Origin of the sequence: Streptomyces griseorubiginosus, assembly GCF_036345115.1 — a bacterium.
Taxonomy (GTDB): Bacteria; Actinomycetota; Actinomycetes; order Streptomycetales; family Streptomycetaceae; genus Streptomyces; species Streptomyces griseorubiginosus_C.
On sequence record NZ_CP107766.1, the window covers coordinates 4,809,379 to 4,822,692 of the forward strand.

Below are 13,314 nucleotides of genomic sequence, written 5' to 3' on the forward strand. Positions count from 1 at the left end.
CATGGAACTTCACGACGTCTGGTTCGTGCTCATCGCCGTCCTGTGGACCGGCTACTTCTTCCTGGAGGGCTTCGACTTCGGGGTCGGCGTCCTCACCAAGCTCCTCGCCCGCGACCGGGTCGAGAAGCGCGTCCTGATCAACACCATCGGCCCCGTCTGGGACGGCAACGAGGTGTGGCTGCTCACGGCGGGCGGCGCGACCTTCGCCGCCTTCCCCGAGTGGTACGCCACGCTCTTCTCCGGCTTCTACCTGCCGCTCCTGGTCATCCTGGTCTGCCTGATCGTGCGCGGTGTCGCCTTCGAGTACCGCGCCAAGCGGCCCGAGGAGAACTGGCAGCGCAACTGGGAGACCGCGATCTTCTGGACCTCGCTCGTCCCCGCGTTCCTGTGGGGCGTCGCCTTCGGCAACATCGCGCACGGAGTGAAGATCGACCGGAACTTCGAGTACGTCGGCGGTCTCTGGGACCTGCTCAACCCGTACGCCCTCCTCGGCGGACTGGTGACGCTCATGCTGTTCACCTTCCACGGCACGGTGTTCACGGCCCTCAAGACCGTCGGCGAGATCCGGGAGCGGGCTCGGAAGCTGGCCCTCAAGGTCGGTCTCGTCGCGGCCGCGCTGGCGCTGCTCTTCCTGCTGTGGACCCAGGTCGACAGCGGCGACGGCAAGAGCCTGGTCGCCATGGTGATCGCCGTGGGCGCCCTGGTCGCGGCTCTGGTGGCCAACCAGGCCGGGCGTGAGGGCTGGTCGTTCGCGCTGTCCGGGGTCACCATCGTGGCCGCCGTGGCGATGCTCTTCCTGACGCTCTTCCCGAACGTCATGCCGTCCTCGCTCAACGCGGACTGGAGCCTGACGGTCACCAACGCCTCGTCGAGCCCGTACACCCTGAAGATCATGACCTGGCTTGCGGTGATCGCCACGCCCGTGGTCATGCTCTACCAGGGCTGGACCTACTGGGTCTTCCGCAAGCGCATCGGTACACAGCACATCGCCGCCGACATCGCGCACTGAGGTGTGTTTCACGTGAAACCAATCGATCCACGTCTGCTCCGCTACGCCCGGGCCACCCGCCTCTTCCTGGTGGCCGTGGTCGGCCTGGGCGGCCTCGGAGCCCTGCTGGTCATCGCCCAGGCGATGCTCCTCGCCGAGATCGTGGTCGGCGCGTTCCAGCACGGTCTGTCCGTCTCCGGACTCCGCACCCCCCTGCTGCTGTTGGCGGCCGTCGCCGTGGGCCGCGGGCTGGTCTCCTGGCTCACCGAACTCGCCGCCCACCGGGCGAGCGCCGCGGTGAAGTCGGAGCTGCGGGGGCGCTTGCTGGAGCGGGCCACCGCGCTCGGCCCCGGGTGGTTGAGCGGGCAGCGGACCGGATCGCTGGTCGCCCTCGCCACCAGGGGAGTCGACGCCCTCGACGACTACTTCTCGCGCTATCTCCCGCAGCTGGGGCTCGCGGTGGTCGTCCCGGTGGCGGTGCTGGCGCGGATCGTGACCGAGGACTGGGTGTCGGCGGCCATCATCGTCGGGACCCTGCCCCTCATCCCCGTCTTCATGGTGCTGATCGGCTGGGCCACCCAGTCCCGGATGGACCGTCAGTGGCAGCTGCTGTCCCGGCTGTCGGGGCACTTCCTGGACGTGGTCGCGGGACTGCCGACCCTCAAGGTGTTCGGCCGGGCCAAGGCGCAGGCCGAGTCGATCCGGCGCATCACCGGCGAGTACCGGCAGGCGACCATGCGGACGCTGCGGATCGCCTTCATCTCCTCCTTCGCCCTGGAGTTGCTGTCGACCCTGTCGGTGGCCCTGGTCGCCGTGACGATCGGCATGCGGCTCGTACACGGCGAGATGCAGCTGTACGACGGTCTCGTCATCCTCATCCTGGCTCCCGAGGCGTATCTGCCCCTGCGCCAGGTCGGCACGCAGTATCACGCTGCGGCCGAGGGGCTGGCCGCCGCCGAGGAGATCTTCGCGGTCCTGGAGACACCGGTTCCCGCGTCGGGCAACGGTCCCGTGCCCGCGGGCGCGCTCGCCTTCGAGCAGGTCACGGTCCGCTACCCGGGGCGGGCCGCGGACGCCGTCACGGACGTGTCCTTCGAGGTCGCGCCCGGGGAGACGGTGGCCCTGGTCGGGCCGAGCGGCGCGGGCAAGTCGACACTGCTGAACGTCCTGCTGGGATTCGTCCCGCCCACCGAGGGGCGGGTGCGGATCGGGGGAGCCGATCTCGCCGAGGTCGACCTGGCGCAGTGGCGGTCACGTATCGCGTGGGTGCCGCAGCGGCCGCAGCTGTTCGCCGGCACGGTCGCCGAGAACGTCCGGCTGGCCCGCCCCGACGCGGACGACACGGCCGTACGGCAGGCGTTGGCGGACGCGGGGGCGCGGGAGTTCGTGGACGCGTTGCCCCTGGGGGCCGACACCGTGCTCGGCGAGGACGGGGCCGGGCTCTCCGCCGGACAGCGGCAACGGCTGGCGCTGGCACGCGCGTTCCTCGCGGACCGGCCCGTGCTGCTCCTCGACGAACCGACGGCGGCGCTCGACGGGGCCACCGAGGCGGAGGTCGTCGCGGCGGTACGGCGGCTCGCGGCCGGACGGACCGTCCTGCTGGTGGTGCACCGCCCGGCGTTGCTCGGGGTGGCCGACCGGGTGGTGCGGCTGACGGAGCCGGCGGCTCACGTGCCCGTGCGGGCCACGCTCGGCACAGCGCCCGAGGCGGCTGTCGTCGAGGCCGGTGCCGCCGCCGTCGGCGGTTCCGAGGCGAGCGAAGTACTGACCGTGAAGGGCTCCGTACTCGCCCGGGTCCGCGCCATGTCCGGCCCCCGGCGCGGTCGGCTCGCCCTCGCGCTGCTCCTCGGCAGCCTCGCGCTGGGCAGTGCCGTGGGGCTGATGGCCACCTCGGGGTGGCTGATCTCGCGGGCCTCGCAGCAGCCGCCCGTGCTGTATCTGATGGTGGCCGTGACGGCGACCCGGGCTTTCGGGATCGGCCGGGCCGTGTTCCGGTACGCGGAGCGGCTGGTGTCGCACGACGCCGTGCTGCGGATGCTCGCCGACACCCGGGTGGCCGTGTACCGGCGGCTGGAGCGGCTGGCGCCCGCCGGGCTGCGGACGGCCCGTCGGGGGGATCTGCTCTCGCGGCTCGTCTCGGATGTGGACGCGTTGCAGGACTACTGGCTGCGCTGGCTGCTGCCCGCCGGTGCCGCGGCCCTGGTGTCGGCGGCCTCCGTGGGCTTCACGGCCTGGCTGCTGCCGGAGGCCGGTGCCGCGCTCGCCGTGGGTCTGCTGGCCGCCGGAGTCGGCGTCCCGTTCCTCACGGGTGCCGTGGCCCGCCGCGCCGAGCGCAGGCTGGCCCCTGCCCGCGGGGAGCTGTCGACCCGCGTGACCGATCTGCTCACCGGCACCGCCGAGCTGACCGTCGCCGGCGCCCTGCCCGCCCGCACCGCCGAGGCACGGCGGGCCGACGGAGTCCTCACCCGGATCGCCTCCCGGACCGCCACCGCCACCGCCCTCGGCGACGGACTCACCGCCCTGATCTGCGGCCTGACCGTCACGGCCACCGCTGCGGTGGGCGCGCAGGGCGTCGCGGCGGGGCGGCTGGGCGGAGTTGTGATGGCCGTCGTGGTGCTCACTCCGCTGGCCGCCTTCGAGGCGGTTCTCGGGCTGCCGCTCGCGGTGCAGTACCGCCAGCGGGTGCGCAGGAGCGCGGAACGCGTGTACGAGGTGCTGGACGCGCCCGAACCGGTACGGGAACCGGAACACGGACGGCAGGCCCCCGCCTCGCCCTTCCCGGTGGTCGTCCACGGTCTCGCCGCCCGGTACGAGGACCAGGACCGGGACGCCCTCACCGGCCTCGACCTCACCCTGACGGAGGGCCGGAGGATCGCCGTGGTCGGCGCGTCCGGCTCCGGCAAGACGACGCTCGCGCAGGTGCTGCTGCGCTTCCTGGACGCGGACGCCGGAACCTACACCCTGGGCGGCGTGGACGCCTACGGGCTGTCCGGCGACGACGTACGGCGGCTGGTGGGGCTGTGCGCGCAGGACGCGCACCTCTTCGACAGCACGGTGCGGGAGAACCTGCTCCTCGCCAAGAGGGACGCGACCGAGGACGAGCTGCGGGACGCGCTGCGGCGGGCCCGGCTGCTCGACTGGGCCGAGAGCCTGCCCGACGGCCTCGACACCCTGGTCGGCGAACACGGTGCCCGGCTGTCCGGCGGCCAGCGCCAGCGGCTCGCCCTGGCCCGGGCACTGCTCGCCGACTTCCCCGTCCTCGTCCTGGACGAGCCGGCCGAGCATCTCGACCTGCCCACCGCGGACGCCCTCACCACCGATCTGCTGGTCGCCACGGAGGGCCGTACGACGCTCCTCATCACGCACCGGCTGGCCGGGCTGGAATCGGTGGACGAGGTGGTCGTACTCGATGCAGGGCGGGTCGTGCAGCGGGGCACCTACGCGGAGTTGGCCGCGGTGGAGGGCCCGCTGCGGGGGATGGCCGAGCGGGAGGCGGAGTCGGAGCTGCTGGTCGGAACGCGGTAGGCGGCCGAGGGGACATCAGCATCCGGCATTGACCCGTCCGCAGCAGCGTGTCCCCCAGCCGTACGACTTGAACAGGACCGCGGCCCGCAGGCCGGGACAGGATCGCTGACATGCGATCACCTCGCCTCCGCCTGCTGCTCGTTCCGGCGTTGCTGTGCGCGCTCGCCGTGGTGGCGGCCCGGCCCACGGACGCGGCCGACGACGGTGCGGGCCGCCGTGCGGACGGTGACACGGAGGTCAGCACGCAGGTGGCGCGGCTGTACGAGGACGCGGCCCTGGCGACCCGGCGGTACGAGGCCGGTCGCCAGGCGGCGGAGGTGCAGCGGGCGCGGGCCCGGCGGTTCGAGGAGCTCCTGGACCGGGAGCGGCGGGAGATCGCCGTCCTGCACCAGGATCTCGGCCGTATCGCCCGGTCCCAGTACCGCGACGGCGGTGGTCTTCCGCTCACCGCGCAGATCATCCTCGCGGACGACTTCGATGAGCTGATGCGCGGTCAGCATGTCTTCTCCCGGACGACGGTGGCGCTCAACAACGCGGTCGACAAGAGCCGTCGGGCCGAGGCCCGGCTCGCGGCGGACGAGGCGAAGGCCACGGCGGTCCGGCGGAGGCTGGAGCGGCGGAGCGCCGAACTCGCCGCGCTGAAGCAGGACATCGAGCAGAAGCTCGAAGAGGCCCGGTGGCGGCTCCAGGGGCTGGCCGACGTGTCCGTCGCGGCCGGCGCCTGCCGGGGTGCCGTACGCCTGGACCAACCGCGGCAGGCGCAGGCGGGCGCGTGGGGCACGCCGGTGGCGGTGTACGAGCTGTCGGCGGGGTTCGGCAGCGGCGGGTCACGCTGGGCGAACGGGCACACCGGCCAGGACTTCGCGGTGCCGATCGGGACGCCGGTGCGGGCGGTGGGAGCGGGCCGGGTGGTGAAGGTGTCCTGCGGAGGCGCCTTCGGCATCGAGGTCGTGATCGAGCACCCCGGCGGCTACTACACGCAGTACGCCCACCTCGCCGCCGTCACCGTCGACCAGGGGGACGGCGTCGCCCCGGGACAGTGGATCGGTCAGTCGGGCACGAGCGGCAACTCGACCGGCCCGCACCTGCACTTCGAGGTGCGGGTCACGCCGGAGACGGGCTCGGCGGTGGACCCGGTGCCGTGGCTGGCGGCACGCGGGGTGCCGCTCGGCTGACGCCGGGCCGCGTGCCGGCTCGCGTGGAACGACCGCGGCTACCGCCGCTCCAGCATCCGCTCGATCACGACCGCCACCCCGTCGTCGTTGTTGGCGACGGTCCGGCCCGAGGCCGCGGCGATCACGTCGGGGTGCGCGTTGCCCATCGCGTACGACTGTCCTGCCCAGGTCAGCATCTCGAGGTCGTTGGGCATGTCCCCGAAGGCGACCACTTCCTCGTGCGAGATACCGCGCTCGGCGCAGCACAGGGCGAGGGTGCTGGCCTTGGAGACGTCGGGGCCGCTGATCTCCAGCAGAGCGCTGGGGCTGGAGCGGGTGACGTTGGCCCGGTCGCCGATGGCGAGGCGGGAGAGGGTGAGGAAGGCGTCCGGGTCGATGGAGGGGTGGTAGGCGAGGATCTTCAGCACCGGCTCATCGGCACCGGGACCGTCCTCGGCGAGCAGCTCCTCGGCCGGGGCGAGGTGGTCCGGGATCTCCATGTGCAGCTTGGGGTAGTCCGGCTCCTGGTGGAAGCCGTACGTCTGCTCGACCGCGTAGACCGTGCCGGGCGCCGCTTCGCGCAGCAGGCGTACGGCGTCCAGCGCGTTCTCCCTGGCCAGCTCGCGCACCTTCACGAACCGGTGGGCGCCGGGGCCGCCGTGCAGGTCGACCACCGCCGCGCCGTTTCCGCAGATGGCGAGGCCGTGGCCGTGGACGTGGTCGCTGACCACGTCCATCCAGCGGGCCGGGCGCCCGGTGACGAAGAAGACCTCGATGCCGGCCTCCTCGGCGGCGGCGAGGGCCGCGACCGTGCGCGGCGACACCGACTTGTCGTCGCGCAGCAGGGTGCCGTCGAGATCGGTGGCGATCAGGCGCGGCGGTATGTCGGCGGCCGGGGTCTCGGGCTGTCGGGTAGCTGAGGTCACCCGCTCATTCTCCCGCATATGCGTGCACGACCGTGCGGGCGCCCGCACAGGTGAGACATAGACGACGCGTGGGCGCCCGCACGAGTGCGACATAGGCGACGCGTGGGTGCCCGAACGGGTGCGACATAGGCGACGCGTGAGCGGCCCCACCCGTCCCCGTGCCGCTGTCTCAGCCCAGCTGTGCCGGTGCCTCCATGGCGATCTGCTCGAAGACCTTCTCGTCGGCGGCGAAGTCCGAGTCGGGGATCGGCCAGTGGAGCACGATCTCCGTGAAGCCCAGCTCCCGGTGCCGGCCGGCGAAGTCGACGAAGGCGTCGAGGGACTCCAGCGGGCGGCCGCGGTCCGGGGTGAAGCCGGTGAGCAGGATCTTGTCCAGCTCGTTGGCGTCCCGGCCGAGCGCCGCGCAGGCGTCGCTGAGCCGATCGATCTGCCCGCGCAGGGCCTGGCGGGACTGCTCGGGCGTGCCGTTCTCGTACAGCTTGGGGTCGCCGGTGGTCACCCAGGCCTGGCCGTGGCGTGCGGCCAGCTTCAGGCCGCGCGGGCCGGTGGCGGCCACCGCGAAGGGCAGCCGGGGCCGCTGGAGGCAGCCGGGAATGTTGCGGGCCTCGTGTGCCGAGTAGTAGTCGCCCTCGTAGGACACCGAGTCCTCGCGGAGCAGTCGGTCCAGCAGGGGGACGAACTCGGCGAGCCGGTCGGCGCGCTCGCGCGGAGTCCAGGGGTCCTGGCCGAGCGCGGTGGCGTCGAAGCCGGTACCGCCCGCGCCGATCCCGAGGGTGACCCGGCCACCGGAGATGTCGTCGAGGGTGATCAGTTCCTTGGCGAGGGTGACGGGGTGCCGGAAGTTCGGCGAGGTCACCAGGGTGCCCAGCCGCAGCCGGTCGGTGACGCCCGCGGCGCCCGTCAGGGTGGGCACGGCACCGAACCAGGGGCCGTCACGGAAGGTGCGCCACGACAGGTGGTCGTAGGTGTATCCGGTGTGGAAACCGAGCTGCTCCGCGCGCTGCCATGCCTCGCGGCCCCCTTCGTTCCAGCGGCGGTACGGGAGGATCACGGTGCTCAGACGCAGACTCATGGAACCGAGCGTATGCGCCCGGCAGTGTTTCACGTGAAACCGTGACTCCCGGTCACTGTGTGCGGCCGCTGAGCCAGGGGCTGAGGCCCACCGGGATGAATTCCTTGTGCACGCGGTCGCCCGGCAGCGGCACCATCAGGAAGTGGCTGGGCGGGAAGCGGCGCGCTTTCACCCAGGCGTGGCCGTCGTAGAGGGCGCGGAGGAAGGCGGGGACGTCGTCGCGGTCGACGTCGGGGCACTCGACTCCGTCCACGGTGATCAGGGCGTCGTCGTCCGGGAACAGCCGCACCTCCACCCGGGGCCGGCCGCCGAGTTCGACGTAGGCCTCGTGGGGCAGGGTGCCGTCCGGGTCGGTGGTGACGCCGACGCCCGCGGCGCTGCGGCGTGAGGTCTGGTCGGCGCCGATGTCGTGGGTCACCTCGATCGCGAGCCGGTACTCGGCGGCGAGAGCGCGGAGCGCGGTGACGGCGGCCTCGGTGGTGGGCAAGTGGTCCATACCACTGATCATGCCGGGAAGGGGGTCAGTGCGAGGCGGGAAACCGCAGATAGCGCGGCGGGACGGCCCGGGTCAGCCAGACCCCGTTGGCGCTGACCTGGAAGACGTGGCCGTCGCGGTGCATGGCCGCCGCGTCCACGGACAGCACGACGGGGCGGCCACGGCGGGCCCCGACCCGGGTCGCGGTCTCGCGGTCGGGCGACAGATGGACGTCGTGCCGGTTCATGGGGCGCAGTCCCTCGGCGCGGATCGCGTCCAGACTGCGGGCCACAGTGCCGTGGTAGAGGTACGGCGGCGGGGTCGCCGGGGCGAGGCCGAGGTCGACCTCGACGCTGTGGCCCTGGCTGGCGCGGATGCGGGTGCCCTCGACGGCGAAGCGCTGCTTGTCGTTCGCGGCGACGACGTGGTCCAGCTCTTCCCGGGTGATGCGGAAGTTGTGCGCGGCGGTCGCGGCGAGCAGGGCGTCGATCTCGACCCAGCCGGCCTCGTCGAGCGTGAGCCCGATCCGTTCGGGTTGGTGCCGCAGGTGTTTCGAGAGGTACTTGGACACCTTCACGGTGCGTCTTTCATCCATGGCACCAGGGTGCTGGGAGAGACGTGAATCACGCGAATGATTTTGACCCGGATGTTTGATCCACAACCAACTGTAGTTATCCACAGGCTACTTGGCGTTTCTGTGGACAACTCCCTGTCATGTCAGCCCCCTTCGTCAAGATCAACTGGGGGTACCCCATTTGACGTGAGCGCATCCAACGCCCTTGCCCGCACCTCCCGTTCAGCCGCCAGCACGAAGAACTCCGCCGCCCTCTCCGCCCCAACCAGCCCTTCCACCGCCCGCATCGTCTCCTCGGGCACGGCCACGGAACGTGACGTAGAGCGCTTCCCGGCCCCTTCCCCGGAACCCAGGTGCTGCCGCAGCTGCCGTACGGCCAACAGCCGCATCGCGCGCGCGAGTTCCGCGTCCACCGTCTGCTGGGCGAGGGGCCGCAGCCGTCGGACGAGAGCGGCGGCTTCGGCCGCCTCCACGTCGGTCGGGCCGTGGGGATCCTGCAAGTAGCGGGCGAAGACGTGCTCGGTGGTGAACTCCAGGAAACGGGCGGCGATGTGCTCGACCTGACCCCTCAACTCCCGCAGATGGCCCGAGATAGCGGAGAGCGGCACCCCGGCGGAGTGCAACTCGACGGCCACCGCGAGTTCTTGGGGGCTCGGCACGAGGAACGAGTCCTCGTCGCCGGGCACCGGTTCCAGGACGCCGAGCTCCACCGCCTCGGCGACCGCGGCCTCGTCAGGGACGCCGCCGAAGCGCGCGTCGAGCTCGGCGCGGGAGATCCGGCCGGCCTCCTCGTCGGTCCACGGGCCGTCGACCTCGGCGACCAGGCCGAGCACCCCGCGCAGGCCCCGGCCGGAGTCGTAGGCCTCCAGGAGCTCCTTGATGGAGGCCAGGCCGTACCCGCGGTCGAGGAGGTCGGCGATCTGGCGCAGCCGGGCGAGGTGGGTGTCGGTGTAGATGTTGGCGCGGCCGCGGCGCTCCGGGCGGGGGAGCAGGCCACGGTCCTGGTAGGCGCGGATGGTGCGGACGGTGGCGCCGCTGCGGTGCGCGAGGTCCTCGATGCGGTAGGCGGCGGTGTCGCTCACGCGGCCCCCCTCGCCGCCGGCGACCGCTTCAGGTACTCCACGGCCCGGCTCAACGACCCTTCGCGCGAGGGGTGGTAGGACCGCCGGAGGTACCGCGGTATCGCCGCGCCGAGGTCCCGCCAGGCCGGCAGCAGGCCTTTGCGTACGGCCTTTTCGTGCTCCTTGAGGGAGTAGCGGGGCCGCCCGGCGAGCTGGGGGTCGTGGCGCATCAGATAGGCCGTTCCCCATACCCACAGATACAGCATCACCGGGGCGGTCACCGCCATGCCGGCGATCCGGCGGGCGTAGCGGGTGGTGCCGGTGCCGCCGCAGTGCTGGTACATGTCGAAGGCGACCGCGCGGTGTTCGACCTCCTCGGCGCCGTGCCAGCGCAGCAGGTCGAGCATGACCTCGTCGGCGCCGGCCCGGTCGAGGCCGTCGGCGGCCAGCACCCAGTCGCCGAGCACGGCGGTGAACTGTTCGATGGCGGCGACGACGGCGAGCCGGAAACGCAGCCACTCGCGCGCGGGGACGGGAGCGTGGAGGGGCGGGTGCTCGCCGAGGAGCCGCTCGAAGAGGAAGTCGACGTGCCGGGTGAAGTCGGCGGTGTCGAGCCGCTGCGCGGCGAGGTGGTCCAGTACGTGCGTGTGCTGGACGCTGTGGGTGGCCTCCTGGCCCATGAAGCCCTTGACGTCGGCGCGGAGCCCGGGGTCGCGGACCAGGGGCAGGCCTTCCTTGAAGACCTTCACGAACCAGCGCTCCCCCGCGGGCAGCAGCAGGTGCAGCACGTTGATGACGTGGGTGGCGGTGGGCTCGCCGGGGATCCAATGCAGGGGTGTGCGGGACCAGTCGAAGGACACCCGGCGCGGAGCGATCTCGTGGCTCACCGCGGCGGCTCCAGCCGGGCGAGCGCCCTGAGCGCTTTCGGCGCCAAGCGCGCGAGGGCGTGCGCGCCGCGGGCCTCGGGGGTGACCGGTACGACGGCCTGGTTGCGCACGACGGCGCGCAGGATCGCGTCGGCGACCTTCTCCGGTGGGTAGTTGCGCAGTCCGTAGAGGCGTGCCGTGCGTTTCTGGCGGCGTTTCTCCTCGGCGGCGTCGACGCCCGCGAAGCGTGCGGTGGAGGTGATGTTGGTGTTGACGAAGCCGGGGCAGATGGCGCTCACGCCGATGCCTCGGCCCGCGAGTTCGGCGCGCAGGCTCTCGCTGAGCATGAGGACGGCCGCCTTGGAGGTGCCGTAGGCGGACAGTGCCCTGGAGGGCTGGAAGGCGGCCGCGGAGGCGATGTTGACGATGTGGCCGCCCTGTCCGCGGTCGGCCATCTGCCGGCCGAAGAGCCGGCAGCCGTGGATGACGCCCCACAGGTTGACGTCGAGGACGTTCTTCCAGTCCTCGACGCTGGTGTCGAGGAAGGAGCCGCCGAGGCCGATCCCGGCGTTGTTGACCAGGACGTCCACCACGCCGTACTCGGCGGCGACCTTGTCGGCGAGTTTCTCCATGGCCGCTTCGTCGGAGACGTCGACGGTCTCCGCCCAGGCCTCGGGGGCGCCGATGAGCCGGGACAGTTCGGCGGTGCGGGCGGCGGCCTCGGCGTCCCGGTCGACGGCCACCACGCGCGCGCCGGCCTCGGCGAAGGCGAACGCGGTGGCCCGTCCGATGCCGCTGCCCGCGCCGGTGACGAGGACGAGCTGTCCGCCGAACCGGTCGGCGTACTTGCCGGTCGCCTTCACGGGTGTCCGGCCGCCCTCGACGGAGGTCACGAACTCGGTGATCCACGAGGCCAGTTGGTCGGGGCGGGAGCGCGGGATCCAGTGCTTGGCGGGGAGGGTGCGCCGGGTCAGCCGGGGCACCCACTGCTCCAGGCCGTCGTAGAGACGCTCGGAGAGGAAGGCGTCGCCCAGGGGCGTGATGAGCTGCACGGGCGCGTGTGCGTAGGCGTCGGTGCGCGGGCGGCGCAGCCGGGAGCGGATGTTGTCCCGGTACAGCCAGGCCCCGTGTGCCGCGTCGGTGGGCAGCGAGGGGGTCGGGTAGCCGTCGGAGGGGACCTTCTCGGCGCGCTCCAGGAGGCGTGGCCAGGCCTTGCCCAGGGGGCCGCGCCAGGCCAGTTCGGGCAGGGCGGGGGTGTGCAGCGCGTACACGTACCAGGACTTGGCGCCCTGGCCGAGGAGCTGGCCGATCCGGCGCGGCGTGGGGCGCTTGAGGCGGGTGTCGATCCAGTGCCCGAAGTGGTCGAGACAGGGGCCGGACATCGACGTGAAGGAGGCGATCCGGCCCTCGGTGCGTGCCACGGTGACGAACTCCCAGGCCTGCACGGAACCCCAGTCGTGCCCGACCAGGTGCACCGGCCGGTCCGGACTGACGGCGTCCGCGACGGCCAGGAAGTCGTCCGTGAGCTTCTCCAGGGTGAATCCGCCGCGCAGTGGCTTCGGCGCCGTGGAGCGGCCGTGGCCGCGGACGTCGTAGAGGACGACGTGGAAACGGTCGGCGAGGCGGGCGGCGACCTCGGACCAGACCTCCTTGCTGTCCGGGTAGCCGTGCACCAGGACGACGGTCGGCTGCCGCGGGTCTCCCAGTTCGGCCACGCACAGCTCGATGCCGCCGGTCCGTACCCGGCGCTCGCGCGCTCCTTGCAGCAAGGTCACTTCTCCTCCGCCCAGCGCCGCACGTGCGGCAGATCGTCGTCCAGCCAGAAGGCGCTCTGTTCGGGGTCCGAGGAGTCGGTGACGACCAGGATCTCCTCGAACTTCGCGCCGGTGCCCCGGAATCCGAGGTGGGGTTCGACCGCCCACAGGCCCGGCCGCGGCGGGTGGTCGGAGAAGCGGTACGGCGACCACAGGGGCGACCAGCCCTCGCGGTGGCCGTGCAGGGCGTCGGCCGCGAGGCCCTTGAGGGACTGGGTGCCGAACCCGAAGACGTGCGGTGACCAGCGGCGCTGCTTGACCTGGTCGACCTTGTGGGCGATCACGCCGAAGGGGTAGGCGCGGTGCCGGTTGGCGTAGCCCTGGCGGACCATGAGGCGGTCCACGTCCTCGTAGATCTCGCGCAGCGGCCGCCGCTCGCGGACCTCGCGCAGGATCAGCTCGCGATGCGCCTCCAGGTCGGCCATCAGCCGGTCCTGGACGGGGTTGACGCCGAGCGCGCCGGAGTAGCCGATGTCGGCGGTGAAGCCCTCGTACACGGGGGCCATGTCCAGGATGAACGGCATCCCGGGCTCCAGCCGGCGGTCGGTGGGGAAGAACTGCAGCGGAACGCGGAAGCCTGTGAAGGCGGTGCGGTCCCCGAACCAGGCGAAGGGCAGGTGGAACCAGTCCCGTACGCCCCGCTCGCGCAGCCACTCGCGCTGCATCCGGGCGGCCTGCCGCTCGGTCACGCCGGGCTCCAGACGGGCCGCGACCGCCTCCGCGCATTCGTACGCAAGCCGCTGGACCTGCCTGAATCCCCGCAGTCGTACGGAGAGTCCGCTGTTCACTGCCGTCGCCATGCCGCCCCGTCCCGTCGACCGCGGTACGTGTCCGTAACTTGACACTGGCGAATGTGACA

The 13,314-nt window shown here is 72.3% G+C and carries 11 protein-coding genes; 3 read left to right on the forward strand and 8 right to left on the reverse strand.

Features of this window, described 5'->3' with window-relative positions:
- The first annotated feature begins 1 nt into the window (after position 1).
- The 3 genes from cydB (at position 2) to OHN19_RS21680 (ending at position 5,688) form a co-directional block, all read left to right on the forward strand.
- Positions 2-1,009, forward strand: coding sequence for a cytochrome d ubiquinol oxidase subunit II (cydB, locus tag OHN19_RS21670; protein WP_330265776.1), 1,008 nt, complete (start codon positions 2-4; stop codon positions 1,007-1,009).
- Positions 1,010-1,021: 12 nt separating this feature from the next.
- Positions 1,022-4,513, forward strand: a complete 3,492-nt coding sequence (gene cydD / locus OHN19_RS21675) for a thiol reductant ABC exporter subunit CydD (RefSeq protein WP_330265777.1) — start codon at positions 1,022-1,024, stop codon at positions 4,511-4,513.
- A 110-nt stretch (positions 4,514-4,623) separates the two neighbouring features.
- Positions 4,624-5,688 carry a M23 family metallopeptidase gene (locus OHN19_RS21680; protein ID WP_330265778.1) on the forward strand — a complete coding sequence of 355 codons (1,065 nt, stop codon included), beginning with the start codon at positions 4,624-4,626 and terminating at the stop codon, positions 5,686-5,688.
- Between the two features lie 38 nt (positions 5,689-5,726).
- Here OHN19_RS21680 and OHN19_RS21685 read toward each other — a convergent pair whose 3' ends face one another.
- The 8 genes from OHN19_RS21685 to OHN19_RS21720 form a co-directional block, all read right to left on the reverse strand.
- A complete protein-coding gene (locus OHN19_RS21685; RefSeq protein WP_185092913.1) occupies positions 5,727-6,611 on the reverse strand; it encodes a Cof-type HAD-IIB family hydrolase in 885 nt (294 codons plus the stop codon).
- Positions 6,612-6,762: 151 nt separating this feature from the next.
- Positions 6,763-7,665 (reverse strand): LLM class flavin-dependent oxidoreductase, encoded by a 903-nt coding sequence (locus OHN19_RS21690; RefSeq protein ID WP_330265779.1) that lies wholly within the window; start codon positions 7,663-7,665, stop codon positions 6,763-6,765.
- 52 nt (positions 7,666-7,717) lie between these two features.
- Positions 7,718-8,161, reverse strand: a complete 444-nt coding sequence (locus OHN19_RS21695; RefSeq protein ID WP_330265780.1) for a hypothetical protein — start codon at positions 8,159-8,161, stop codon at positions 7,718-7,720.
- Positions 8,162-8,186: 25 nt separating this feature from the next.
- Positions 8,187-8,735: an RNA 2'-phosphotransferase gene (locus tag OHN19_RS21700; RefSeq protein WP_330265781.1), complete on the reverse strand. Its 549-nt coding sequence runs from the start codon at positions 8,733-8,735 to the stop codon at positions 8,187-8,189.
- 122 nt (positions 8,736-8,857) lie between these two features.
- Positions 8,858-9,796, reverse strand: a complete 939-nt coding sequence (locus tag OHN19_RS21705) for a MerR family transcriptional regulator (protein WP_330265782.1) — start codon at positions 9,794-9,796, stop codon at positions 8,858-8,860.
- Positions 9,793-10,662 (reverse strand): metal-dependent hydrolase, encoded by an 870-nt coding sequence (locus OHN19_RS21710; protein ID WP_330265783.1) that lies wholly within the window; start codon positions 10,660-10,662, stop codon positions 9,793-9,795. The genes OHN19_RS21705 and OHN19_RS21710 overlap by 4 nt, the downstream gene beginning before the upstream one ends.
- Complete coding sequence (locus OHN19_RS21715) at positions 10,659-12,416, reverse strand: SDR family oxidoreductase (protein WP_330265784.1); 1,758 nt, start codon at positions 12,414-12,416, stop codon at positions 10,659-10,661. Before OHN19_RS21715 ends, OHN19_RS21710 begins: the two co-directional genes overlap by 4 nt.
- Positions 12,413-13,255 (reverse strand): M24 family metallopeptidase, encoded by an 843-nt coding sequence (locus OHN19_RS21720; protein WP_330265785.1) that lies wholly within the window; start codon positions 13,253-13,255, stop codon positions 12,413-12,415. Before OHN19_RS21720 ends, OHN19_RS21715 begins: the two co-directional genes overlap by 4 nt.
- Positions 13,256-13,314 lie beyond the last annotated feature (59 nt).